The following is a 20,829-nucleotide window of genomic DNA, read 5'->3' as shown; positions in this document are numbered from 1 at the left end:
GAGGCATTCCTCCTTTTGTTCCGAATCAGCGCGTGAGCACGGCGTCGGCGACGTCGGCCCGCCGATGGCGGTGCGCATCGAGCGCGATCACGCCGACGAGCGACAACGCCGCGAGGCACGTGTAGAACACCGCGAGCGGCCACCACTGCCCGGCGAACCGGTGCGCGAGCCACGTGCCGGCGAGCGGCGTCAGCCCGCCCGCGATCGCGCCGCACATCTGGTACGAAATCGAGATCGCCGAATAGCGGACGCGCGTCGGGAACGCGCCGCTCACGAAACCCGCGATCACCGAATAGAAGCCGGCGAGAAACACGGTCGCGATCGCGATGCCGGCCACCATCGGCACGAGGCGCCCGGTCTGCACGAGCACGAACATCGGATACGGCGACGCCATCGCGAACAGCGCGGCGAGCTTGAGAAAGCGCGCGTCGCCGAGCTTGCCGGCGAGCCATGCGGCGATCGGCTGCGACACGAACTGGATGATCGCGACGATGAACAGGCAATCGAGGATCAGCGATTTCGTCACGCCGACGTGCTGCGTCGTGAACGCGATCATGAACGTGTTCGTGAAATACAGCCCCGCGATGCCGATCGTGTTCGCGCACAGGCAGAACAGCAGCATCGCGCGCGACGTGCGCAGCACCTCGGCGATCGGCCGCGCGACGGTGCGCGCCATCGTCTTCTCGTGCGCGAACTCGGGCGATTCGTCGACCTTCAGCCGAACGAACACGCCGACCGCGAGCAGCGCCACGCTCGCGAGAAACGGCAGCCGCCAGCCCCACGACATGAACGCATCGTGCTCCATCGACGCGACCGCGCGAAACGCGACGAGCGACAGGATGAGCCCGGCCGGGCTGCCGAGCTGCGCGAACGACGCGAAGAACGTGCGCCGCCCGTACGGCGCGTGCTCGCCCGCCATCAGCACCGCCCCGCCCCATTCGCCGCCCACCGCGACGCCCTGCACGATCCGCAGCAGCACGAGCAGCGCGGGCGCGAGCAGGCCGACGCGCTCGTAGCTCGGCAGCAGGCCGACGCAGACGGTCGCCGCGCCCATCAGCGCGAGCGTCGTCATCAGCGCCTTCTTGCGGCCGATCCGGTCGCCGAGATGGCCGAAGACGAGTCCGCCGAACGGACGCGCGAAGAAGCCGACCGCGAACGTCGCGAACGACGCCATCGTGCTCGTGAACGGATCGTGCGACGGGAAGAACAGCTCGCCGAAGACGAGCGCGGCCGCGTTCGCGTAGATGTAGAAGTCGTACCACTCGATCATCGTGCCGACGAACGCGGCGCCGGCCGCGCGGCGCGGCTGGCGCGCCGGCGGGCTCGGTGGGATGCCCCGGTTCAATGCAACCTCCTCGCTGAAATGTCCGCCCGGCCGAATCGCCCGGATTCGGCAAATGGGCGTTTTATCGCGCACCGGGATTAATCGGTCAAATTCTAAGTTATTATCTTTCGAATAAATTTCATTAATCCAGTTCTACGATGCAAAATCGTTTCTCTGGAGTAAAAATAAATGCCGAATATTCGAAGCCATGTTTCACGCGTTCTGATGGACCGCCTCGACTGGAATCTGCTGCGCACGTATCTGGCAATCATGCAGGAGCGCAGCATCAGCCGCGCGGCCGCGCGGCTGCACCTGACGCAGCCGGCGGTGAGCCAGGCGCTCAAGCGGCTCGAAGGTTCGCTCGGCCGCACGCTGATCCAGCGGCGCGGCGCGCAGTTCCTGCCGACGCGCGCGGGCGAGGAGGTCTACCGGATCGCGACCGACATCTACGGCCACATGTCGCGGCTCGACAACGAGCTCGACGACCGCGGCGGCGAGCTGATCGGCTCGGTGCGCCTGCTGTGCGTGAGCCGCGTCGAATCGCCCGTCTACGACGAATTCCTCGCCGAGTTCCGCCGCACTTATCCACGGGTCGATCTGCACGTCGAAGTGATGCGCTCGGCGGATATCCTTTCTTCTTTATTGCAGAAAACCGCGACTTGCGGGCTCGCATTATGTCGAACGCCGGTCGATAAAATCGAATTACGCAGTTTTTTGCGACAACGCTATGCAATGTTTTGCGGGCGTCACCACCGGTTGTTCGGCCGTCAGGCGCTGAAAATCGAGGATCTGCTCGCCGAGAATTTCGTTTCCTTCACCAGTGACCAGATTGGCGACGCGCTCGCGCCGCTCACCGTGTTCCGCGATCAGCGCGGCTTCACCGGGCGCATCGTCGCGACATCGCCGAGCCTCGACGAAATCCGCCGCCTCGTGTTCGCGGGCTACGGCATCGGCTGCCTGCCCGAGCACATCGTGCGCGACGACCTCGCGCGCCAGCGGCTCTGGCGGCTGCCGCCGGAGGAAGGGCTGCTCGACGTCGAGATCTTTCTGATGTGGAACCGCGAGCGCCGGATGAACGCGGCCGAGAACGTGTTCATCGATGCGTTTCAGCGCTACGTGCAGCGGTATCCGATGGCGGAGCGGCTTGGGATGCTGCATTGAGCGGCGGACCGCGGCCGATCGCGGCACGCAGGGAATCACGCCTTGCGCGCCGGCCGCGCGGCCTGCTGCATCAGGCGGCCCAGTTCGTCCCACTCGCCCGCGTGCCGCAGCGTCTTGATCTCGTCGAAGCAGACCGTGGCCATGATGCTGCACGCGTTGCGGTGCCCGCCGAGGCGCGCCTTCATGTGCTGGTTGACCAGTCGATAATATTCGGCCGACGATTCCCAGCTCATCCCGCCGATCAGTCCAATCGTTTTCATCGTGCGTCCCTGCATCGTTCGTGACGTCGACGAACAATCTGGCGACGCGGCCGCCGCCGCGTCGGGAAACGCATCGCCGATCTGCCCGGCCGCGCGCGCGAGCACGTCGGCGCGGCGGCCGACGATCACCACGCGCGCGCGCTGCCGCGTGAAACGGCGCGCGGTCGCCAGGCCGATTCCCGTGCCGCCGCTGCTGACTACGATTACCTGTTCCATGTGCATGCTCCCGTGCGGCCGCAACGAATGCACCCGCTTCCGCGCCCGTCTGCCCGCTACCATTCGGCGGGCGACGTGCCAAGCGCACGCGCCGGATGCGGCCATTGCACCGGCGCGCGCTCGATCGCCACCGGCGCGCGCACGCGCTGCGCCGGTCCCCAGCTCGTTTGCTCGCTCCATGCGTCGAGATCGTCCGCCGTCTCCCGCGCGATGGGCGGCCGGTCCGCCTCCTGCGAGCCGCCCGATACGAGCAGCACCGCCGTGCGCGCAAGCGACGCGCGCATGCGCGCGCCGACGCCCGTCGCGAGCCGGCGCGCGAGGCCGCGAATCGCGGCGGTCGCAAGCAGATAACCCGCGCCGTGGTCGAGCGCCTGAACGGGCAGCGGCACCGGGCGCTCGCCGCCGGTTTCGCGCATGCCCGCCGCCACGATGCCCGCGCTCGTCTGCACGAGGCTGTCGAAGCCCCGGCGGGCGCGCCACGGCCCGCTCCAGCCATACGCGTCGAGCGATACGTCGACGAGGCCCGGATTGATCCGTCGCCGTTCGTCGGCGTCGAAGCCGAGACGGTCGAGCGCGCCGGGCCGGTAGCCGTGAACCATCACGTCGGCCTCGCCGATCAGGCGGCGCAGCAGCGCGCGCCCTTCGCCGGATTTCAGGTCGACGCGCGCGCAGCGCTTGCCGAGCACCACTTCGGGCACCGTGCCCGGCTCGTCCCAGCCGATCGGATCGATGCGCAGCACCTGCGCGCCGAAGCCCGCGAGAAAGCGCGTCGCGACCGGGCCCGCGAGGATGCGCGTCAGGTCGAGCACGCGCACGCCGTAGAGCGGCCGCTCGGCCGACGTCGGCCACGCGGGGCGCTTGCCGTCGACGCTCACGTCGTCATGAATCATCAGCGGCTCCGCGCTCACCGCGAGCCCTTGCGGATGACGCGCCCATTCGTCCTGCGTATGCATGACGGCCGCGCAGCCGCCGTGCTCGACGACGGCCGATTCGAGCGCGTCGCCGCGCCACTGCTCGACCGCGCGGGCGACGGCCTGCCTGTCGGGCCGCGTGCCGAGCACGGCGAGCACGGCGAGCGCGGCGTCGCGATGATGCGGCGCGTTCGTGTGCAGCCTGATCCAGCCGTCGGCCGTGCGGTAGTCGCCCGCGATCGCGTCCCACAGAGGCGGCATGTCCCAGCCGCGCGGGCGCAGCGACGTGCCGAACCAGATCGATGCATAGCGGCGATCGACGCGCACGCCGGGCAGCGTGCCGGTCGCGCGATGCACGAACTCGGCGAGCGCGACGCTCGCCGCGCCGATCGCGGCCGATGCGAAATCGGTGACCGGAAAGACCGACGGCAGCACGCCCGCGCCGCTGAAATCGAGCGCATGCAGAAGATCGGGATCGCCGTTCGCGGCCTGCCAGATTTCGCGCAGATACGCGGCGGTGCGCGCGTGGCCGGACTGCTCCGATTGGGATGAAGAAGAGAGATCGAACATTGACGCCTCGGCTCGAAGATATCGCAGCAAGATTATTTCCCGCGCAACTCGAGTGTCAACGTTGATTCCGGGAATCAAGTCATTTTTATCGGATTCCACCCGGCGCTTCTTGAAAACGCATCCGGCGGCGCGCCCCACCTGCGCGCCGGCATGAAAGCGCGCATCGCGCCGCATCGATCATTCCGGCGCTTTCCGGCGCTGTCGTAAAGTTTCAACGATTCGATATCGAAAAAAACGCATCGAATTCCGATTCACACAATCGATTTTCTTTTTCGCGAATCGCCATGAAGAGGCACCGAGCGACCGACGTGCGGCGGCATCATGCGATGCGCGCTTCGGCGTTCGCTTCATCGATGACGCAGCTCTCCACCCCATGCCACACGACATGCTTCGACATTCTGAACATTCTTGAACGACGCGCATCGCTCTCCACGTTTTCGCCCGGCATCGAACGTCCGGATCTGGAAAAACGTCAATGTCATCGAGATGCATTGTGTTTATCATGCGCAAGGTCTCGCGCTCCGCATGACCTGCCGCCCCGAGCACCAATGATGAGAAAAGGAGGAGAGGCGGCACGCGCGCCAGCGCCGATTCGCCCGGCTCGTCACCGCTGACGACGGATTCGCCGGACACATTCGACCACCCCTTTTCGGACAACGACACACCGCACATGACATCCCGCCGCCTCGCCTCGCGAACCACCCTCGCCGCCTCGCTCTCCGCCCTGCTGCTCGCCGCATGCGGAGGCGACGGTTCCCCCAGTGTGCCGAGCGCGGGCGCCGCCGCGCCCTTGACGCCGGCGGCGGCGGCAGGCGCCGCGGGAACGACGGGCGATACGACAGGCAATACGCCGGGCGCTACACCCGCGCCCGCGCCGAGCAGCACGTCCGCGAGCCAGCTCTCGATCGCCAGGATGGAATTCGCGCAAACGCACGTGATACCGAGCGGCGGCCTGAGCTGGACGCTGCCGAACGCGAGCGCGAGCCTGCGCCTGATCGGCAAGCGCGATGCGCTCGCGTTGATCGCCATCGGCCAGGCCGACGCGGCGCAGCCCGTGCTGGAGGCGTGGAAGGACGGCGCGAAGCTCGGCGCGCTCGCGCTGAGCCCGCCGTCCGCGCTGCCGCCGACCGAATCCAACGGCCACGCGTATGCGGCCGATCGATGGAGCGCCGTCGTGCCCGCCGCATGGATGGTGCCGGGCGTGTCGTTCAGCGTGTCGGCGTCCAACTACACGTCGAGCGTCGCGCAAGCGCCCCTGTTCGGCACCGACGCCGACGTGCGGTTGACGATCCTGCCGTTCTACCTGTTCGGCGCCGACGACACCAATTCGCCGCCGCTGTCGGCCACGCAAGCGCCCGACGCCGCCACGCAGCAGGAGATTTTCGCGAAATGGCCGACCGCCGACCTGAAGGTCCGCACGCACCCGGCCGGACGCTTCAGCCTCGCGACGGTCGTCGTCGGCCCGCGCGCGGACCGCACGGGCGCCGCGCAGCCCGCCTATTCGGTGACCGCGCTCGACCAGCAGAAAGACGGCTACGGCGTGATGAGCGCGATGCTCACGCTGATCACGAGCATGCGTACCGCGAACGGCGACGGCCCGCTCAACGAGCAGTACTACGCGCCGCTCATCGCGCTGAACGCAAACGGGAAGTTCGCGAACCTCGGCGGCGGCCTTGGCGGCGTCGGCTCGGGCGCGGCGGTCGGCGATCATCGGTACACCGGCATCTTCATTCACGAGCAGGGGCACGCGTTCGGCCTCAATCACGCGGCCGACGAGTACGCGAAAGGCGCCTATCCGTATGCGGGCGGCAGCCTGAGCGGATCGGCGTGGGGCTACGCCCCGAACCACCGCGAGTTCCTCGACGTGCTCGTGCCCGCCACCGCATCGAGCTACGCGAAGTGCGCGAGCTCGCATCAGCTCGACGCGCAAGGTCGCTGCTACAAGCAGGACCCGATGCAGGGCGGCGCCGGCGATCAGTCGAGCGGCTACCCGTTCGCGACGTTCTCGGACTACAACACGGGCCGGATGCAGGCATGGATCGCATCGCGCGTGCTGACCGACGCGGCGTCGCCGACCGGCTACAGCAAGTGGGACGCGGCCGCGCAGGCGCGCGCGCCGTACACGCCGACGACCGACAACAAGGGGCTCTACGGCGTCAACCAGAATCTGCCCGTGCAAACCGGCGTGCCGGTCCACACGATCGTCGTGAGCTTCAGCAAGGCCGGGTCTCCGGGCGCGTCATACATCTATCCGCCGTTCTCCTACACCGGAAACCTGATCGCGACATTCGATCCGACCTCCGCTGCGGACCGTCAGGCGATCACCGTCGATAAAGGCACGTACCCGTGGTATTGCAAAGGCAGCGGCTGCGATTACACGCTGCGCGTCACGTATGCGGACGGCAGCCAGACATACCGCGTGCTGCAAGGCGGATTCCGCGCGTGGTGGACGCCCACCGTCGACGACGCGAACGCGGCCAATCCGCTCAGCGGCAGCAGCTTCCGCGTGTGGGCGATCAACGTGCCGGGCGACAAGCGGATCGGCAAGATCGAACTGCTCGACACGCCGATGGTATGGAACGGCATGCCGGCGAACCCGGCGGTGCTGCTCAGCCGGTGACGTGACGGACGATCGGGCGCGGTGCGCGCATGCGCGCACCGATCGCCTGAACGAAGCGCGTCAGCCTCTCGCGACGACGTCGATGCGCAGCGCGTCGCCGCCCGCCGCAATCACGAGCAGCCGGTCGACGTTCGGATGCGCGCCGGGGCGATGGCGCGCGTCGGCGGTGTGTTCGGCGAACACCGCGAGGCCGTGCTCGGCGGCTTGCGCGTCGAGCGTGCCGAACGCTTCGCGCAGATAGTGATAGACCGCCAGCGAGCCTTGCTTGCCCGGCTTGTTCTCGATGCTCGCGACCACCGCGCCGCCGCCGTCGACGAGATCGATGCGCTCGATGCCGTCGATCGCGGGCAGTTGGGCGAGGTTGTCCTTGAATACTTCCGTTGGCTGAATCACGGGAAACGCTCCGTCTGGTCGGGAAAAAAATCGCGCGGGGCGTATGGTAGCCGATTGTCCCGGGTGGCTGACGAGCGGGCGGCGCGTCGAGCGCCTCGTCACTATGGCGCGTGGCCTCGCGCCACGCCACGCGGTCCGCACCGCCTACGCGATCCGCGTGGACCCTTCTATCGACGTTCGAGCCGTAATGACTCTGACATCGGCGAAAGCCTACGCCACTGCTAAATCCCCCGCATTCATCGGGTCATTCTCCGCGAGATAGCGCCGCTGGTCACACCAGATCCCCCGCTGATCCCATAGCGCACAGGGCCACGACGTGAATGCAGCAACCGAATCGTGAACGTATTCGGCCAGCAGTTGATCGACGGCCAGCAAAGGCGGCTCCTGCTCGTCCCACGCCGACAGGATCATTTTTTCGTATGGAGTCAGTTCGCGCGGGGTCGGCGGGTAGCTATGCGGGCCGGGGCGGCGTTCGATCGGGTTGCGCAGGAACTCGATATGCCGCTCCAGCCGCCGTTGCTCGCCCAAAAGCTGCTTTGCCTGCTCTTGCGGATCCTTCGGCACGTCATACATCCACTCGCTCGGCTGACAGGCCGGATGGTCCGCGTCCGTACCGGCCGGTACGGCTCGGCAAAATGACTCACCAACCTTTGCATACAAACGACCCAACACCCGCTCGTCCGCATGGTGCCGAGCGAGAACGCTTCGCCAGCGGAAATTCAGGTAGCGATGCGGCTGAATCAGTTCTTCGAGTGTGCCGCCACTAGCGGCCGGCAGCGCCGCCATGTAGTCGTTGTAAAGCTTAACGATCGGGGCGTCGTCAGCCAAGTCGAAATCCATGAAGACATCGTCAGGCAGCTCCGACAACGGCTTCAACGGAACCCCCGCCCGAAGCGCTTCCGCAAACATATGCCGCAAGGGGATCAGCGACAGGTCGTGACTACGTCCCTGCTCATCCGGCTCATAGCCGCCACCCACGTCGGAATGCACGCCGGGGTACACCACTTCTTCGCAATTGCCCGGATAGGTCTTATCGACGCGCACCGAATCGAGCGGAAACGCCTGACGCACCTCATGCGCGGACACATAATGGACGCAACGCTCCACCTCAGCCGGGATGACCAACTCCGATGCCCAACTCAGATGCAGGGTAGGACCGCCTACAGACGCTACCGTGTCGAACAGCCCCATAAACGTAATGCGCAGCGGCACGCGTACGCCATTCGGTGCTGTCCAGTGCAGTTTGCCGCCCTCCCTACCACACTTCTGGTCAATGAACCTACGTGCGAAGGCCCGTGCTTCCGTTGCTCCCCGCGAGAATCCGAAGATCGCCACGGTAATTTCACGCATGTGCGACCAGGAACCGGGCCCCCAATCGACCTCCAGTCGCCGAGAAAATTCGGCTAGTGCGAAATCGAGGCGCAGTTCGCCGCCATTGCCGAGACCTAACCCCAGCAATCCCCCGTCGTCGTCGCTTAGGTGGTCGGTATACCCCGCGACCTTGGCAAATTTGAACGGCGTTCCGACGCCCGAAAGATACAAAGATCTCGCCTCATCTTTTATCGCATCTTTAGCAACTCGATACAGTTTGGCAACGTTCGAGTGCTTGCTACGCGGCAGATCAAGGTCGTAATTATTACCCGTGCCATCAAAAAAAAACGAAAGCGACGGATAGAGCCGACACGCGATCATGTCGGCTTGCGTTGCAGGATATTGGCGACCAATCCGTTTCATCGCCCCATCCGTTGCTGCTTGTTTAAGCTCGTCGTTGGAAATCGGCAATCCGGCCTGACGTACCGTCATTCTCGAGTCCTCCTTTACACCGCCGTCATTTCATTCTGCAGCCCGTACCGCTCGGCGAGAAAGCCACTTCTGCGGTATTAAGGTCGCGCAAGATGACGCACAAATAAGCGTCCGTCTTGTGCCAATCGGGATCGCTATGGGGGCCCTGTAAGGGGAAGTAAGCCTGCACTGTGCGCGATTCGCGAGGCTTCAAAATTACCTTGGTTTCCCGGTTCGATTCTTGCCCCCATGTCCATCGAATCGTGACCGGCTTGCTCCAATCCTTCATGCCGGGAAAGCAGCACGCCGTCTTTCCTCCAGCGTTCTGAGGTTCCGCGTCCCCCGCCCAATACTTGTCGACAAAGATATTCACTGCATACCGATCGGTATGGTTGATCGGCACCATCCCAAGCGCCTGCCCGCCGCCGATATTCGGATTGTCCGACTGGGTACCAGAACTCGCACAGGCGGTCAGCGCGAAGACGGCGCAACTTGCTGCGACGGCGGCTCGTTTGAATTTAGCGTCGTTCATGAGCTTGGTCCATTCCAAGAATTTCGGAGATTATGCTTCAGCCGAAGTGTCGGCAGTCGATAGCAGCGACGTTAATAGAACGGTACCTTCGGGGATCTCGTCGAACCCCTCGCCGTGCCGAACGGCGAGCATGCAGTACGTGAACCATGAACCATAGCCGGTGATGCCATGTTGTCGTGCGCGCTCAATTTGGCGGCACACGAATCCGTAGCGCTCGTCTTCCGGGATTTCAGCTAACGTCGACGGATCGCGTTCATTGAGATGCAATAGCAACCCGTCCGGCACACTCGCATCGATCAATGCATCCACCTGCCCCTGATCGAGCTTGAGCGGCGGCTTGAGCGTCGCGGCGGAGGCCGGCATCCGAGCCTGACGCCAGTCGATCTGACGCAGCGCGCCTTCGCGATCCCAATACGTCCACCTCAGGATCGGCGCGAGCCATGCCTGACGCTGCGCGTCGGACAGCACCGGCCCTTTCACGAACAGCGTCTCGTCGTCTTGCGAACCGACCAGCGTCGCGAGAATCGCCGGATCCCAATACGCGAGCACGATCGGTTCGCCATCCGGCAAGCGCACGCGCAGAAACAACTTCAGATGCTCCGCGAGCACTGCAAGCGGCAATGGCGATGCGAGCAGCGTCGCGCACGGCGATGACGGTCCATGTCGTTCCAGCCATGCGCGCGCCGATTCAAAGTGACTTGGAGGGATATAGACGAGGTGCGGCGAAACGGCCCGCACGTCCGCTCCGCCGTCCATCAGGCACGCGACATGATCCGACCGGACCGACAATGCACCGGGCAAACTGCCGTTCTGCAACGGGTCGACGAGCACATATAGGTGCGCCCCTAACGAATCGGCCTCGCCGAACACGGTTTGCGTATCCATCAGCCCCCCGTCGACACGAACGCCGATCGCCCCGCCGCGCGTTTCATCATGCACGGCACGCACACCGCATCCGGCTGCGTCGGCATCGGATACGGCATGCCGGCCGGGCCCGAGAAGCTGTGCATGCTGCCCTTGATGTCTATCTTGCCCGGCGCATGGATCTGGATGTCCCCGTCCTTCAGGCGGATGTACGCCTGCCCCGACGTGATCAGTATCTCCTTGTCCGCCGCGATCTCGATGCGCTCCGTCGCCGACACGATCCGCACCGTCTTCTGGCCGATCAGATCGATCGTCTCGCGATGCGACTCGATTTGAACCGCGTCCTTCGCGAACAGCTTGATCCCGTCCTGCGCGAACACGCTCACCTTCTCGCCCGCGCTTGCCACGAACGACTTCCCCGTCGCGACGAACGCGTTTTGACCCGCGACGACGTTCACGTGCCGATCCGCCGACGTGTGCAGCGACTGAAACGTCGTCAGGCCCATGCCGCCCGCGCTGCCGAGCAGCATCGCCGGCACCTTGAAGCCGTTCGCGCTGCCCGTGCCGCCGCCCGACGTGCGCCCGCCGCTCAAGCCCGGCTCGACTGGCTGCCGCGTCGCGTCGGTCAGTTCCGTGAGCGCGTCGTGACCCGCTTTCAGACTCTCCGCGCGATGCTGCTCGCTCAGCGACGACTGCTGCGCGAGCACCTCGGCCGCGTCCTTCAGTTGATCGCGCGCCGCGTCCACCTCCAGTTGCTCGGCGTCATGGCGGGTCGAGTGCGTGCCGATGTACAGGCCGCGATTCGCGCGGACCGCGCCGTATTGGTCGGCATGCAGCGTGAAGCCCGAGCCGAGATAGCGGCCGCGCGTATTGCCCCGCTGAACGATCCCGTAGCCGAGCGTCAGATGGCTGTAGTCACCCCGCGTCTTGCTCAGCAGACGCGCACGCACCTGTCCGGTCGCATCGTCGAGCTGCATCTCGCTGTAACCGCCGCCGCCTCCGTATTCGCGCGACTGGAAGCCCGACAGCAGCCCGTCCGAATGCCACATCGGCGGCGTCGCCCCGCCCGGCGCGCGCGATACGATATACGGGCGGTCGCAGTCGCCGCCGACGAAATCGACATAGACGGTCTCGCCGCGACGCGGCACGTGTACGCCGCCGTACTGCTGCCCGGTATCCGACTGCGCGACCAGCAACGGCGGCGACGTCTCGAACGCGTCGGGCGGACTCTGCCTGTCCCAATGGAATCGCGCGCGCACGCGGTTCAGCGGATCGGTCCAGACCTCCTCGCCGTTCGGCGTGACCACCGTCGCCATCTCGACCGACATGGCCGGCTTGCGATGCTCGAACGGGCTGCGGTATTCGATGTCGGTGCGCTGCGCGTCCACTTCGATGACGTAGAGGCCCGTCGCGCCGTCCTGCGGATGCGGCGCAACCGCGAACGCCGGGCCATAGCCCGAGCGCGCCCGCTCGATGTCCGATTGCAGGCTGTACGGGAAATGCAGGCCCGAGCGGGCGATCGGCACGTTGTTCTCGATCGTCCAGCGGGCCGCGACGGCGACGAATTCCCGCTCCTTCGGATCGGCTTCGGCGTGCGCCGGATGATCGTTCAGCACGAACCGGCCGCCGACATCGACCCAGCGCGAGCCGCCGACACCGGCGTATCGCCTCGAGCGCGACTCGTATTCCTCCGCTCGAATGCGCGCCCACGCAACGCCTCGATCCGAGTCCGGATACCGGTACGCGCCCGCGCTATAGTCTTCGAGCGGCGGATACGGAATCGCCTTCTGCTCCTGCGTGCGCCAGTTCGTCTGCTCGACGTAGCGGGTCGTTTGCACCGACTGCCGGACCTCGAACGGCATCGCCGGGCGCTGGTAGTCGCCGGAACGCGAGGCGACGTGCACGCTGTTCAACTGGCGCAGCGTTGCCCATTGCGTCAAGCCGTCGAACTCGTCGCCGGCATTGCCTCGATAGAAGTCGAGCGGCTTGGCGTCCGGCAGCGCCTCGACGCGATCGACGATCCTGAGCATCGTCTTCTGCTCGCGACCGTCGTGGGTCCAGTAGCCATAGAGCCCTTCGTCTTCCATGATCCGGTTGACGAAGTGCCAGTCGGTTTCGCTCTGCCGGCAATACGAACGCTTCGCGAGCGCCCCGCTCAGCGCGAACCGGAATGCGCCCTGAAGCTGCGGATAGCGATTGAATACGTCGGACAGAATGTCCTGCGCATCGCGGTCGAGCCAGAAATGCTCGTCGCGGCGATGCCGGAGAAAGTGCAGCGCCGACGAAAAGCCGATTTGCCACGACGTCAGGCCGCCGTCGGCCCCGAGCCGGCGCACGGTATGCACGTAGCCGTGGATCGGCCGGTAGTCGGCATTCAGGTCGAGCACGCCGCGCGGCTGCTGGAGCCACAGCGTCACGGGCTGCGCGATCAGCGCGTCGGGATTCAGGTCGTCGCGCGTGGTCGCGGCGTCGATTGTCCACGTGTAATCGCGGCCGAGCCCGGCGTCGCCGACCGCGCGCAACGGAATCAGCGTGTTCGCGCCGAGCGGCGTGTCGAGCTTCAGCAGCCGCTCGCGCTGCAACAGCCCACGATGAATCGCCTCGAAGATCGGCGCAAACGCCGCCTCCTGCGGCCCGCGTGGCCCCAATGTCATGGTTCAAATCCTTTTTTTCTCAGGTTCGCCGGAATGGGGCGCGTCGCGCCCCTTGTTGTCAGGCGATCGAGCGCGGTATCGGTACCGGCGAACCGCCATCTTTGGCGAATAAGGATACCAAATCTGCTGAGGAAAACATGAAGTCGGTCGGCCCCCGGCCCGACGCGCCAACCCGGCTAACCAAAATTGACAAATGCTTTTTGAATGCCGATCCATTGCTCATGGCCATGCTCGCGTGCGGCGAGGCGTCGCCGCATGGGAAGAGCTCGAGCGTTGCGTCGATCGTTTCATGACGATCGACGACGCACCCGAGCATGCGATGCGCGAGCTGGCCACCGGCTCCGACGACGCTGGCCCCGGCCTTTGCGCCCTCGCACAACGGCGCGCCGAAGCCGTCCGTCGCCCTTCCCGCATCAAGAACGCCTGCCCGCCCGCCGCCAACGTGTAAACTGCTGCCTTTTTTTGACACTGACACTCGTCGCATGGTGCAAGTCCCGCAACGTAGCGCGCTCGGCGGCCCGACGCTGATCCGCCTGCTTGCCCGCCTCGCGGACGCCGACGTTCCGCCGTCCGGGCAGTCGCTGTCGGACCGGCTGAGCCAATGGCTCGCGTGGACCGACGCGATCGCGCTGTCGTCCGCGCTGAGCATGAGTCCGCCCGCCGTCGCGGCCGGCGCGCGCCCCGCCGGCGACGCCCCGCACGGCCAGGGCGCGCGCGTGCGCGCGTCGCTCGCGAAGGCGATTGCCCGCACCGGCGCGTTCGCCGCCGCACGCGACGGCGTCACCCGCGCCGCCACGCGCGGCGCGCCGCCGAACGACGCGCCCGCCGATTTCACGCTCTTTCGGCACGACTACCTGTCGATGCAGCAGGCGATGGAGATCGACATCGGCGATCTGCGCAGCCGCCTTCGGCAGACGATGGCCGCGCAAACGCCCGCGCTCGCCCGGCTCGCGGTGCTCGACGCGACGATGGAGCGCGCGCTCGTCGCGCGCGAGCGGAGCCTCTTCGCGTCCGTGCCGAAGCTGCTCGGCGCGTACTTCGAGCGCGTGCGCCAGGCCGAGCAGCAGCGTCTCGCCGAGGTCGAGGCCGAGGCCGGGTCCGGGGCGACGATCGGCGCCGATGCCAACGCCGCGAAAAACACCGCCGCCCCCGCGCCGGGCGCATGGCTCGACGCATTCCGCAAGGATATGCAGAGCGTGCTGCTCGCCGAGCTAGACGTTCGTTTTCAACCGGTCGAAGGGCTGCTCGCCGCCCTTCGCGCCAGCTAACCGGGCTCCCATGTCCAGATTTCACCTTCACCTCGTCGTCTTTTTCGCCGGCCTCGCCGCGGTCTGCTGGATCGGCGCCGGCTATGCCGTCTCGAATCCCGTCGCGCTCGCCGTCACACTCGTGATCGCGGCCTGCTATCTCGCCGGCGCGCTCGAATTGCGCCGCTACCAGCAGGCCACGTCGACGCTCGCGCGCGCGGTCGCCGAGCTGTCCGAGCCGCCGTCCGCGCTCGGCGCGTGGCTCGAGCGGCTGCATCCGAGCCTGCGCCACGCAGTGCGCGTGCGCATCGAGGGCGAGCGCGTCGCGCTGCCGGGCCCAGCGCTGACGCCGTATCTGGTCGGCCTGCTCGTGCTGCTCGGCATGCTGGGCACGCTCGTCGGGATGGTGATGACCCTTAGAGGCACCGGCGCGGCGCTCGAAAGCGCGACGGACCTGCAGGCGATCCGCGCGTCGCTCGCCTCGCCCGTGAAGGGGCTCGGGTTCGCGTTCGGCACGTCGATTGCGGGCGTGGCGACGTCGGCGATGCTGGGTTTGCTGTCGGCGCTTTGCCGGCGCGAGCGGCTCGACGCCGCGCAAGCGCTCGACGCGAAGATCGCGACGACGCTGCGCACCCATTCGCACGCGCATCAGCGCGGCGAAACCTTCAGGCTCCTGCAGCGGCAAGCCGACATGATGCCGGCGCTCGTCGACCGGCTGCAGACGATGATGAGGGCGCTCGAGCAGCAGAGCGCCGCATCGGCCGAACGGCAGATCGCCAGCCAGCAGGCGTTTCTCGGCAAGGCCGAGGAAACGTACGCGCGTCTCGCTTCGTCGATCGGGCAGTCGCTGAAGGACAGCGTCGCGGAAAGCGCGCGCGTCGCCGGATCGGCGCTGCAACCCGTCATGGAGACCACGATGGCCGCTCTCGCGCGCGAGACGTCCGCGCTGCACGACGCCGTCACGCGCGCGGTGGAGCGGCAGCTCGACGGGCTGTCGGCCGGCTTCGAAACGACGGCGGCCAACGTCGCGAGCGTCTGGCGCGATGCGCTCGCCGAGCATCAGCGTTCGAGCGACGCGCTCGCGGAGCGCCTGCACGGATCGGTCGACCGTTTCGCCGAATCGTTCGATCGGCGCTCGGCGGACTTGCTGGACGGCGTCTCGGCGCGCTTCGACGCGACGGCGAGCGGCGCGGCCGCGGCGTGGCGCGCCGCGCTCGCGCAGCAGGAGCAAGCGAACGAGACGCACGCCGAGCGCAACCGGCAGGCGCTGGAGACGGCCGCCGCGACGTTCGAGCGGCACTCGGCGGCGCTGCTGCGCACGATCGGCGAGTCGCATGCGGACCTGCAAACGCAACTCGCGTCGCGCGACGAGCAACGTCTGACCGCATGGACCGCTTCGCTCGCGTCGATCGCCGCGAAGCTCGGCACGGAATGGGAGCAAGCGAGCGCGCACGCTGCAAACCGTCAGCAGTCGATCTGCGACGCGCTCGCGCAAACCTCGCGCGATATCTCGACCCAAGCCGCGGCGTTCGAACAGCACGCCGCTTCGCTGCTGCGCTCGATGGGCGAATCGCATTCGAATTTGCAGACGACGCTCGAAGCGCGCGATCAACAACGCCTGACCGCATGGACCGCTTCGCTCGCGTCGATCGCCGCGAAGCTCGGCGCGGAGTGGGAGCAAGCGAGCGCGCACGCCGCGAACCATCAGCAGGCGATCTGCGACGCGCTCGCGCAAGCCGCCCACGACATCTCGGCCCACACGCAAGCGCACGCGAGCGACATGATCGCCGAGATCTCGCGGCTCGTGCAGGCCGCGTCGGAAGCGCCGAAGGCCGCGGCCGAAGTCGTCGCCGAGCTGCGCCAGAAGCTCTCCGACAGCATGGTCCGCGACACCGCGATGCTCGAAGAGCGCGGCCGGATGCTCGCGACGCTCGAAACCCTGCTCGACGCGGTCAATCACGCGTCGACCGAGCAGCGCGCGGCCGTCGACGCGCTCGTCGCGACGAGCTCGGATCTGCTGCAGCGCGTGGGCGCGCAGTTCACGGACAAGGTCGACGCCGAGACCGGCAAGCTCGGCGCGGTCGCCGCGCAGGTCACGGGCAGCGCGATCGAGGTCGCGAGCCTCGGCGACGCGTTCGGCGCGGCCGTCCAGTCGTTCGGCGAATCGAACGACACGCTCGTCGCGCATCTGCAACGCATCGAGGCCGCGCTCGACAAGTCGCTCGCCCGCAGCGACGAGCAGCTCGCGTATTACGTCGCGCAGGCGCGCGAGGTCATCGACCTGAGCATGATGTCGCAAAAGCAGATCATCGAAGAGCTGCAGCGCGTTGCCGGTGAGCGCGCGTCCGTCGGAGCCGAAGCAGCATGAGCGACGAAATCGACGGCGGCGTCGAACAGACCGCGCCGATCTGGGCCGCGTTCGGCGACCTGATGTCGGTGCTGCTCGGCGCGTTCGTGCTGATCCTGGTCGGCGTGATCGGCGTGCAGTTGGAGCTGTCGTCGAAGCTCGACGCCGAGGTCAGGCAGCGGCAATTGGAATCGCAGCGCCGCAAGACGCTCGAGCAGGCGCTGGCGGGCCCGCTCGCGGCGGGGCGCGTGACGCTCGTCAACGGGCGCATCGGCATCAGCGGCAGCGTGCTGTTCGCGTTGAATTCCGACGAATTGCAGCCCTCGGGACGCGATCTGCTGAAAAGCCTCGCCGGGCCGCTCGCGGCGTATCTCGACGCGAATCACGAGATCCTGATGGTGAGCGGCTTCGCGGACGACCTGCAGGTGCGCACGGGCAACCGCCGCTTCGCCGACAACTGGGAATTGTCGGCGAAGCGCGCGCTGACGGTGACACGTGCGTTCATCGACGAAGGCGTGCCGGCGGCATCGGTGTTCGCGGCCGCGTTCGGCTCCGAGCAGCCGGTGAGCCCGAATTCGGACGACGCGGGACGCGCGAAGAACCGGCGCGTGGAAATCGCGCCGGTGCCGCGGCGGACGACAGGCGACGGTGAACATCGTGAATGACGTCGCGGCGCGCGCGCAGCACACGCTCGACGCATGGCGCGCGCGCGGCGCCGACCGGCTCGACCCCATGCGCTTTCGCTTCATCGACGCACTGCGGCAGCGGACGGCCGGTCACGGCGGCGACGCGCGCCGGCTGCTGGACGCGCGGCTGGCGGCGCTGATCGACGCTTACGCGGACGACCTTCGGCGCGCCGAATCGAACGCGGATGGGGCCGAATACGGGGCTTCGGCTTCGACGCCAACGCCGGCTGCGTCGCCGGCCGGGCCCGCGCGCGGGTCGCTCGCCGCGCTGCTCGACTACATCGGCAGCCACGAGCGGCGCGACGCCGGCGTTCCTGCCGAAAGTCACGCCGGCCAGGCAGCAAGCCGCACCCGCGTCGCGTTGCGCCCCGAACCGGAGATGCTCGACTACTTCCGGGAAACCTGGTCGAAGCTCAGCGCGGACAGCCAGTTGCGCGCGTCGCTCGAACAGGTGCCGAAGAACGCCGGGCCGCTCAATTCGAGCAGCCTCGTGCACCGGTCGCTGTCGCTGATGCGCGAGCTGTCGCCCGAGTATCTGCGGCAGTTCCTGTCTTACGTCGATGCGCTGTCGTGGCTCCAGCAGATGAATGGCGACGAAGCCGCGGCAGGCGACGAAGCGGCGCGCAGCGCCGGCGGCGGCGGCGGCGCAGGCGCGAAGAAGAGCACACGGAAAAAATCGCGCTAGCGCATGTCGCGCAGGCTGCCGGCCCGCCGGGGCGCGGCGCCTGCCTGCGCGCGAAATCGCGCCGCGACGTCGCATACAATGCGTTTTTCGCAAGACCGCCCATGACTTACACACTCGCCGCCCCATATACGCGCGAACTCGAAATCCGCAAGAGCCGCTTCATCGCGTACGCGATCCCCGTCGAGAACCGCGACGCGGCGATGGCCGAATTGCAGCGGCTGCGCGCCGAGCATCCGGCCGCGACGCATGTCTGCTGGGCGCTGCTCGCGGGCGGCCAGTCGGGCATGTCCGACGACGGCGAGCCGTCCGGCACCGCCGGCCGGCCGATTCTCGAAGTGCTGCGCCATCACGACCTCGACGGCGTGCTCGGCGCGGTCGTGCGCTACTTCGGCGGCGTGAAGCTCGGCGCGGGCGGCCTCGTGCGCGCGTACACCGACGCGATCGCCGCCGCGCTGCTCGACGCCGAGCGCGTCGAGCGGATCACGTACGCACGGCTCGCGGTCGAGCTCGGCTATTCGGACGAAGCGCGCGTGCGCCGCTGGATCGAGCAGGAAGGGCACGATCTCGTCGACAGCGCGTACGGGATGACGGTCAAGCTCGTGATCCGGCTGCCCGCCACCGCGCTCGACGCCGCGCGCGACACGCTGTTCGACCTGACGCAAGGGCGCGCCGGATTTCCTTCTGTCGACTGACGCCGCGCAAGGCGGCGCACGGCACGCGTCGGCCGAATCGACGAACCATCGCCCGGCCGTCACGAAACGGATGGCTGCCGCCCGCGCCACGTTCCTCATGTTCCTCTCGCGCTCCGGCTTTCCAGAGCGCGCTTTGCGGTCCGGCTTGCGGCTGCAGTCGCCGGATTTCGGGCTTCGAGTTTCAGAACCGGAGCTTCAGGCTTCGATCTCGGGCTTCTGCCGTCCGGCTTCTGATACCGGCCCTTGACGAAGCGTCACCCCGCGCGCCGCCGTATCGCCGCTCGCGCGCCGCCGTCACGACATCACGCCCGAGGCCGCGCCGACGATCCCCGCGAGGCTCACCGCCGCCGCCACCGCCGACACCATCCACAAATAGGCGTCGCGCGGCCGCAGCGCCGGCGGCAACGCGATCGCGGCGAGCGCGATGAGCAAGCCCGCGACGAGCGGCAGCATCGCTGCGTTGACCACTTGCGCCGCGACGTTCAGCGACACCAGGTCGGGCGCGATCCAGACGGTCGCCGCGCAGCCCGCGACCGACGCGACATAGATGCCATAGAACCACGGCGCGCGCGTCGGCTTGTCGTCGAGCGAGCGCTCGTAGCCGGCCACTTCGCCGAGCCCCCAGGCAAGCGACAGCGAGCAGACGATCGCCGCGACCATCGATGCGCCCAGCACGCCCGCGCCGAACAGCACGCGCGCCGCGTGCGGGCCGACCACCGTTTCGAGCGCCGCCGCGATCTCGCCGACGCTGCCGAGCGCACGCGGCGCGCCGTCGCCGGCGAGCGTCGCCGCGGCGGCGACGAGCACCGCGCCCGTCAACAGTTGCGTGAGCACGGCGCCCACGGCCGTCTCGGCGCGCGCCGCGCGATGGTCGTCGGGGCCGAGCCGCCGGTCGGCGACGGCCGCCTGCTGATAGAAGACCATCCACGGATTGAACGTCGCGCCGATCAGCGCGGCGGCAAGATAGCCGACCGGCGTGCCGGCCGACGCCGGCCGCGCGGCGCTCGACAGCAGCCCGCCCCACTGCGGATGCGCCTTCCACGCAACGACGAAGAACGTGAGCTCGAGCGCGCCGATCACGATCGCCGCCTTGTCGACGCGCTTGTGCGAGCCCGTCATCACGATCGCGATCAACAGCGCGACGGCGATCGGCAGGCTGAGCGAACGCGGCACGCCGAACATCTCGCCGACGCCCGCGACGCCCGTGAATTCGGTCACGAGCGAGCCGAGCACCGCGACGACGAGGCCGGCCGCGGACAGCCACGCCCATCCCGCGCCGAAATGCGCGCGGATCAGTTCGCCGTGGCCGCGCCCGGTAAAGATGCCGAGCCGCACGGTCAGTTCCTGGATCATGTACAGCAACGGCACGAGGCCCAGCAGCAGCAACAGCGGGCCGACGCCCCACTGCACGCCGGCTTGCGCCGCGGCGACGACGTTCCCGGCGTCGCAGTCGGCCAGCATGACGAGGAGCCCCGGCCCCCACAGCGCCGCCCATCGCAGGCGCGCGCGCAGGTTCGATTTCGACGATTTCGACGATTTCGACGGAACGGAAGAGCCCGGCATGGTTGCTGAAAGGTTGCGTCGGTAGGATGTGGCGGCCGATTGTAGCGTGCCGGACCGGGGCGGCGCACGCCAATCGCGATCGCGCCGCCCCGGTCGCAACCGTCACTTCATCCGTGGATTCGAAATGGAAACCTATATTCTGCTCGGCATCGGCTTCGGCGCGGGCCTGCTGATCGCGATCTGGGGCATCATCCAGCTCAGGTAAGCGCTCAAGTAAGCGAACGGATGCCGAACGGCTGCGGCGGATCGCCTCACGCACGCGCGGGCGCGCGTCCGAATCCGCGCTCGCGCGGTACGCGGCGATCGCGCCCGCACGGCCGAC

The 20,829-nt window shown here is 67.5% G+C and carries 17 protein-coding genes and 2 pseudogenes; 9 read left to right on the top strand and 10 right to left on the bottom strand.

Going from position 1 to position 20,829, the window contains the following annotated elements:
- Window positions 1-25: 25 nt before the first annotated feature.
- A complete protein-coding gene (locus tag WT16_RS28810; RefSeq protein WP_015602545.1) occupies window positions 26-1,345 on the bottom strand; it encodes an MFS transporter in 1,320 nt (439 codons plus the stop codon).
- Between the two features lie 168 nt (window positions 1,346-1,513).
- Here WT16_RS28810 and WT16_RS28805 point away from each other — a divergent pair, with 168 nt between their 5' ends.
- On the top strand, window positions 1,514-2,485 hold the full coding sequence (locus tag WT16_RS28805) for a LysR family transcriptional regulator (RefSeq protein ID WP_015603344.1): 972 nt from the start codon (window positions 1,514-1,516) through the stop codon (window positions 2,483-2,485).
- Window positions 2,486-2,538: 53 nt separating this feature from the next.
- Here WT16_RS28805 and WT16_RS35760 read toward each other — a convergent pair.
- The 3 genes and pseudogenes from WT16_RS35760 to WT16_RS28795 form a co-directional block, all read right to left on the bottom strand.
- Window positions 2,539-2,745 (bottom strand): annotated as a pseudogene (locus WT16_RS35760) (aspartate racemase); the annotation flags it as partial.
- Between the two features lie 75 nt (window positions 2,746-2,820).
- Window positions 2,821-2,961 (bottom strand): annotated as a pseudogene (locus tag WT16_RS35755) (SDR family NAD(P)-dependent oxidoreductase); the annotation flags it as partial.
- Window positions 2,962-3,017: 56 nt separating this feature from the next.
- Complete coding sequence (locus tag WT16_RS28795) at window positions 3,018-4,442, bottom strand: CoA transferase (protein ID WP_063534794.1); 1,425 nt, start codon at window positions 4,440-4,442, stop codon at window positions 3,018-3,020.
- A gap of 670 nt (window positions 4,443-5,112) precedes the next feature.
- On the opposite strand from WT16_RS28795, the gene WT16_RS28790 reads away from it, so the two are divergent.
- Complete coding sequence (locus WT16_RS28790) at window positions 5,113-7,062, top strand: M66 family metalloprotease (RefSeq protein WP_231892125.1); 1,950 nt, start codon at window positions 5,113-5,115, stop codon at window positions 7,060-7,062.
- A 60-nt stretch (window positions 7,063-7,122) separates the two neighbouring features.
- Here WT16_RS28790 and WT16_RS28785 read toward each other — a convergent pair whose 3' ends face one another.
- The 5 genes from WT16_RS28785 to WT16_RS28770 form a co-directional block, all read right to left on the bottom strand.
- Window positions 7,123-7,455 (bottom strand): DUF2322 family protein, encoded by a 333-nt coding sequence (locus WT16_RS28785; RefSeq protein WP_006027089.1) that lies wholly within the window; start codon window positions 7,453-7,455, stop codon window positions 7,123-7,125.
- Window positions 7,456-7,665: 210 nt separating this feature from the next.
- A complete protein-coding gene (locus WT16_RS28780) occupies window positions 7,666-9,258 on the bottom strand; it encodes a DUF2235 domain-containing protein (RefSeq protein WP_063534792.1) in 1,593 nt (530 codons plus the stop codon).
- Between the two features lie 25 nt (window positions 9,259-9,283).
- Complete coding sequence (locus tag WT16_RS33290; protein ID WP_082875108.1) at window positions 9,284-9,769, bottom strand: DUF3304 domain-containing protein; 486 nt, start codon at window positions 9,767-9,769, stop codon at window positions 9,284-9,286.
- Window positions 9,770-9,799: 30 nt separating this feature from the next.
- Window positions 9,800-10,654, bottom strand: a complete 855-nt coding sequence (locus tag WT16_RS28775; RefSeq protein WP_063534791.1) for a DUF4123 domain-containing protein — start codon at window positions 10,652-10,654, stop codon at window positions 9,800-9,802.
- Window positions 10,654-13,287, bottom strand: coding sequence for a type VI secretion system Vgr family protein (locus tag WT16_RS28770; protein ID WP_063534790.1), 2,634 nt, complete (start codon window positions 13,285-13,287; stop codon window positions 10,654-10,656). The genes WT16_RS28775 and WT16_RS28770 overlap by 1 nt, the downstream gene beginning before the upstream one ends.
- Window positions 13,288-13,576: 289 nt before the next feature.
- Between WT16_RS28770 and WT16_RS28765 the strand changes: the two genes are divergently transcribed.
- From WT16_RS28765 to WT16_RS28740, 6 genes are all read left to right on the top strand, one after another.
- Window positions 13,577-13,735 carry a hypothetical protein gene (locus WT16_RS28765; protein WP_009915173.1) on the top strand — a complete coding sequence of 53 codons (159 nt, stop codon included), beginning with the start codon at window positions 13,577-13,579 and terminating at the stop codon, window positions 13,733-13,735.
- A 34-nt stretch (window positions 13,736-13,769) separates the two neighbouring features.
- A complete protein-coding gene (locus tag WT16_RS28760; protein ID WP_063534789.1) occupies window positions 13,770-14,555 on the top strand; it encodes a DUF3348 domain-containing protein in 786 nt (261 codons plus the stop codon).
- 10 nt (window positions 14,556-14,565) lie between these two features.
- Window positions 14,566-16,902 carry a DUF802 domain-containing protein gene (locus WT16_RS28755; protein ID WP_063534788.1) on the top strand — a complete coding sequence of 779 codons (2,337 nt, stop codon included), beginning with the start codon at window positions 14,566-14,568 and terminating at the stop codon, window positions 16,900-16,902.
- On the top strand, window positions 16,899-17,546 hold the full coding sequence (locus tag WT16_RS28750; RefSeq protein WP_063534787.1) for an OmpA family protein: 648 nt from the start codon (window positions 16,899-16,901) through the stop codon (window positions 17,544-17,546). Before WT16_RS28755 ends, WT16_RS28750 begins: the two co-directional genes overlap by 4 nt.
- The gene (locus tag WT16_RS28745) at window positions 17,539-18,252 is read left to right on the top strand and encodes a DUF2894 domain-containing protein (RefSeq protein WP_063534999.1); all 714 of its coding nucleotides are present in this window, start codon (window positions 17,539-17,541) and stop codon (window positions 18,250-18,252) included. The genes WT16_RS28750 and WT16_RS28745 overlap by 8 nt, the downstream gene beginning before the upstream one ends.
- 101 nt (window positions 18,253-18,353) lie before the next feature.
- Entirely contained in the window at window positions 18,354-18,944 is a 591-nt protein-coding gene (locus tag WT16_RS28740) for a YigZ family protein (protein WP_006027081.1), read from the top strand.
- 294 nt (window positions 18,945-19,238) lie between these two features.
- On the opposite strand, the gene WT16_RS28735 is transcribed toward WT16_RS28740, so the two are convergent.
- Entirely contained in the window at window positions 19,239-20,507 is a 1,269-nt protein-coding gene (locus tag WT16_RS28735) for a divalent metal cation transporter (RefSeq protein ID WP_063534786.1), read from the bottom strand.
- Window positions 20,508-20,553: 46 nt separating this feature from the next.
- Here WT16_RS28735 and WT16_RS34190 point away from each other — a divergent pair, with 46 nt between their 5' ends.
- Window positions 20,554-20,712 (top strand): hypothetical protein, encoded by a 159-nt coding sequence (locus WT16_RS34190; protein WP_155246035.1) that lies wholly within the window; start codon window positions 20,554-20,556, stop codon window positions 20,710-20,712.
- Window positions 20,713-20,829 lie beyond the last annotated feature (117 nt).

This window comes from Burkholderia sp. MSMB1589WGS (assembly GCF_001636105.1).
Classification (GTDB): Bacteria; Pseudomonadota; Gammaproteobacteria; order Burkholderiales; family Burkholderiaceae; genus Burkholderia; species Burkholderia humptydooensis.
This window is presented reverse-complemented; position numbering and strand designations above follow the sequence as displayed.

What these genes read in the sequence shown, in the direction of transcription:
- WT16_RS28795 (WP_063534794.1), bottom strand. Translation starts at nt 4,442, where the DNA reads ATGTTCGATCTCTCTTCTTCATCCCAATCGGAGCAGTCCGGCCACGCG.
- WT16_RS28790 (WP_231892125.1), top strand. Translation starts at nt 5,113, where the DNA reads ATGACATCCCGCCGCCTCGCCTCGCGAACCACCCTCGCCGCCTCGCTC.
- WT16_RS28750 (WP_063534787.1), top strand. Translation starts at nt 16,899, where the DNA reads ATGAGCGACGAAATCGACGGCGGCGTCGAACAGACCGCGCCGATCTGG.
- WT16_RS33290 (WP_082875108.1), bottom strand. Translation starts at nt 9,769, where the DNA reads ATGAACGACGCTAAATTCAAACGAGCCGCCGTCGCAGCAAGTTGCGCC.
- WT16_RS28805 (WP_015603344.1), top strand. Translation starts at nt 1,514, where the DNA reads ATGCCGAATATTCGAAGCCATGTTTCACGCGTTCTGATGGACCGCCTC.
- WT16_RS28770 (WP_063534790.1), bottom strand. Translation starts at nt 13,287, where the DNA reads ATGACATTGGGGCCACGCGGGCCGCAGGAGGCGGCGTTTGCGCCGATC.
- WT16_RS28775 (WP_063534791.1), bottom strand. Translation starts at nt 10,654, where the DNA reads ATGGATACGCAAACCGTGTTCGGCGAGGCCGATTCGTTAGGGGCGCAC.
- WT16_RS28765 (WP_009915173.1), top strand. Translation starts at nt 13,577, where the DNA reads ATGACGATCGACGACGCACCCGAGCATGCGATGCGCGAGCTGGCCACC.
- WT16_RS28740 (WP_006027081.1), top strand. Translation starts at nt 18,354, where the DNA reads ATGACTTACACACTCGCCGCCCCATATACGCGCGAACTCGAAATCCGC.
- WT16_RS28755 (WP_063534788.1), top strand. Translation starts at nt 14,566, where the DNA reads ATGTCCAGATTTCACCTTCACCTCGTCGTCTTTTTCGCCGGCCTCGCC.
- WT16_RS28760 (WP_063534789.1), top strand. Translation starts at nt 13,770, where the DNA reads ATGGTGCAAGTCCCGCAACGTAGCGCGCTCGGCGGCCCGACGCTGATC.
- WT16_RS28735 (WP_063534786.1), bottom strand. Translation starts at nt 20,507, where the DNA reads ATGCCGGGCTCTTCCGTTCCGTCGAAATCGTCGAAATCGTCGAAATCG.
- WT16_RS28780 (WP_063534792.1), bottom strand. Translation starts at nt 9,258, where the DNA reads ATGACGGTACGTCAGGCCGGATTGCCGATTTCCAACGACGAGCTTAAA.